Consider the following 3,167-nt stretch of genomic DNA (forward strand, 5'->3'; position numbering starts at 1 on the left):
TGCGTCGGCAGCGTCAGCTGTGTATAAGAGACAGGGTGGTAATTAAGATTCAAGATAATGCTAAAGGAATGCCTGAAGCAGTTAAAAAATGCATTTTTGAAAATTTGTTTACTACCAAATGCGTAGGAAAAGGTACGGGATTAGGATTATCTATTAGTCGGCAGATTGTAGTTGAAAATCATGGTGGAAATTTGATTTGTGAATCAGTCTTGGGACAAGGAACACAATTTATAATTTCTATTCCGATTTTGGGAGAATAAGGAATTTTTGAGAGTTGTAGCCGCAGATTCATGACTTCTCAAAGAAGCCTACTGATCCTTTATAGCATTTTTGTACTAGTTTTTCCTTGACTGTGCTAGTTGCGTAAGTCCTGATTGCCTAAACACAAGAAGAAGTACTTGTGTATACATTTCTCAACCAATAATGTGAAGATTATGCAAAGATGAGTATTTACTGGAGTTTAGACTAAGCCATACAAAATGACCCAGCAGGGCTGAGTTAATCAGAGACTTAGCAAAAGTATGAATAATCTAAGGTATTAAACAGCAACAGATGCTTCTTTACGTGGTCGTGTTACTGTTTTTTTAACAATCGGGCATCGGTTTTTACGGTGACGCTTTTTTCCTGCTTCCCAACCAGGGGACTTTCCGCGAGGTTTGGGTGGAAGGGCTGGAGTACCAATGGCCGCGAAAACTCCACCCATAGCTTGAGCAACTCTTCCAGGGGTCAAATTACCTTGAGACTTCTGCCAAGGTAGAGGATTATCAGTCACAATATCACGGGCTAACCACAATTCCCAAGTCATCAGAGGCATTAGGTCACTCCAGCGCTCACACTGCTTAGGAGTACTTCAAAAGTTGCGTCTTTGGCTCTACCTAAATATTTGTAGGCTACTTGACGAAACTCTTCAAGTCTGGCATTTTTCATCTTGGTAGGTGAGTAATGGTAGTTCTTTCTCACCTTCCGCCAAAAGGGGGACTGTATTCAATCAGACACCCCTTTTTTCTTGCTAATTATCATTATTGTATTATTTATCAACAAGCATACTACACAATAATTGTTCAAGGTCGTGGATGCTTTGAGGCTAACAAGATAATATTTTTAACCTCTAATTCCATTTGGTTTACGTTCTCTCATATCGCTTTTAGTCTAAACTCCAGTTTTCCCATTAAATATTGAAAGTCTTATCAACAAAGGATTTAAGAAACAGCACAGTATATATAATAAAGTAATGAAAATCGGGTATTAAAGGTGACAAGCAATGCTGGATTGGTGGGAGAAAAATTTTGCACCCCGTGATTTAGGCGATCGCAGAGGATTTTACATTGGTATTCTTATCGTTGGCATGTAGAGGAATATTACAAAATTCTCAAGTCGGGGTGTAAAGTGGAAAGATACAGACTTGCTGCTGACGGGATAAAAGCTTTAATTGGTTTCTTGAGTGTGATTGCTGTTGAGCTTTTGCAATTAACTTACCTACACCGCACCCAGCCTTTCGCCCTCGCCATTGAGATTGTTAATCCCCTTCAATTTCGGATTTTGAAAGCTATTCGATGTACTTTATGTATGTATTTCAAATACTTCATAAATGCGGCTATATAAGAAAACTTTAGAACGGTTAATGTGTCTGTCAACTTTATATAAAAGGCTTTGGTCTTGTTTTACTGAGCAAAAATTAAGTAAATTTACTATAAACTGTTTAGCATTCATAGTAAATTTACGACAGCGACTAATGACTAAATCATCTTTAAAAACGACGGTTTTGAATGAAACTCTATCTATTTATTTAAGTCTTACCTTATTTAACTTTTACAATTGAATAATTCATCCTGCTTATGGCTTTGAGGACGTGGTACTTTTAGTTTTGCCCCTAATCGATATCGAACCCAGGCATAAACCGTTGCATACTCGATATCAAGCCCCTGCTCTTGCTTTAACCACTCTACTATTGCACCATAGCTACTAAAGCCTTTTCCTGTTTTTAACTCCTCCTCAAGTGCCGCCATCGCTCCTTCAGGAATTTTCCGTTTTGCTCCCGGAGCTTTTTTTATTTTCAATAATTCATCTAGCCCACCCGATCTATATTTTTGTAACCACCTTGTCACCGTTGATGTATCTTTAGCCAAGCGTTTTCCAATATCTTGCTGCTCCTTGGCCTGCCCGCTTTTTATCCACCACAGCATAATAAGTTTTTCTTTCTGGTTCCCTAAATTAGCTGTTTGTAGACGTTTTTTAAGTTCTTCTTCGCTCTCTGCGATTTCAATCTCAAAAGGGCGGCTCATGGTTCTTTTAATTTATCGAGTTTGTTTTCTCTATTATATGCAGCTTCATATTAAATTGGTATAAGAAATTGCAGGCTGATGGAATTGCCGATATAAAAACTTTGATAGCTTTACTATAGATTTAAGTAAGTGGGCGTGAATAAACAAAGTTTTGTAGTAAAGCTTGGAGTGGTTGACTACAAACCTTCAATTGATTTTAGATTGCATAATATAGTTTGATTTATTCTGTCCACTAATTAACATCGTAATGAACAAAATTGAGATTTGACCTGTAAAAAACCTTTAAGGATTCGTTTGAGTGAATTAAACTTAACCCGCCTGATAGCTTTATTCACTTCTACCCACTGCCGTTTTCTTTTACTTGCTTCTGGATAATCTTCACTCAGCATCTCGACTGATAGTAAATACATCTTGACGCAGTAAATTTTTCCTTGTTTGCGGTACTTGTAAGTTCCTACTTCATTTGCATCTACTTGCCCAATTATCCCTGCTTCTTCCCACGCCTCTTTGGCTGCTGAAGCAGGCGGACTCATGCCATTAGGAATATCTCCTTTCGGAATCACCCAGTGTTGAAAGTCACGAGTTGTAATTAGTAAGATTTCAACTTTACCATTGTTCACTCTGTAAGGAATTACCCCAGACTGTATAAACACTTTGCTGGCTTTTCGACTCATGTAATTTACATCCTGTACGTCCTAGCTTTTTTGTACAATGTTTACTTCAGAAATTCTAGAGCTGATACCGGATAAATTTTGGTTAATCTTAAGTTATGAAAAGGTTAAAAACAGATTTTTACTTATAAGAGTTAATTATTCAAAAAATTTCCAGCATCAGTGTTGGCGCGGGTGATGATGGTTTTAATGCCGCAGTTACACTATTATTATC

The 3,167-nt window shown here is 37.5% G+C and carries 3 protein-coding genes and 2 pseudogenes; 2 read left to right on the forward strand and 3 right to left on the reverse strand.

Going from position 1 to position 3,167, the window contains the following annotated elements:
- Positions 1-260 (forward strand): sensor histidine kinase (locus IQ229_RS20435; RefSeq protein ID WP_265583003.1); only part of this gene is annotated, 260 nt, incomplete at its 5' end.
- Between the two features lie 278 nt (positions 261-538).
- Here IQ229_RS20435 and IQ229_RS20440 read toward each other — a convergent pair.
- Positions 539-847: pseudogene (locus IQ229_RS20440) on the reverse strand (NF041680 family putative transposase); the annotation flags it as partial.
- A 461-nt stretch (positions 848-1,308) separates the two neighbouring features.
- Between IQ229_RS20440 and IQ229_RS24265 the strand changes: the two are divergent.
- Positions 1,309-1,548 (forward strand): annotated as a pseudogene (locus tag IQ229_RS24265) (IS4 family transposase); the annotation flags it as partial.
- Between the two features lie 254 nt (positions 1,549-1,802).
- Here IQ229_RS24265 and IQ229_RS20445 read toward each other — a convergent pair.
- On the reverse strand, positions 1,803-2,282 hold the full coding sequence (locus tag IQ229_RS20445) for a helix-turn-helix domain-containing protein (RefSeq protein ID WP_194046878.1): 480 nt from the start codon (positions 2,280-2,282) through the stop codon (positions 1,803-1,805).
- A gap of 236 nt (positions 2,283-2,518) precedes the next feature.
- Positions 2,519-2,956: an NUDIX hydrolase gene (locus IQ229_RS20450; RefSeq protein ID WP_194046880.1), complete on the reverse strand. Its 438-nt coding sequence runs from the start codon at positions 2,954-2,956 to the stop codon at positions 2,519-2,521.
- Positions 2,957-3,167: the final 211 nt, after the last annotated feature.

It is taken from the genome of Nostoc cf. edaphicum LEGE 07299, assembly GCF_015207245.1.
In the GTDB taxonomy this organism is placed as follows: Bacteria; Cyanobacteriota; Cyanobacteriia; order Cyanobacteriales; family Nostocaceae; genus Nostoc; species Nostoc edaphicum_B.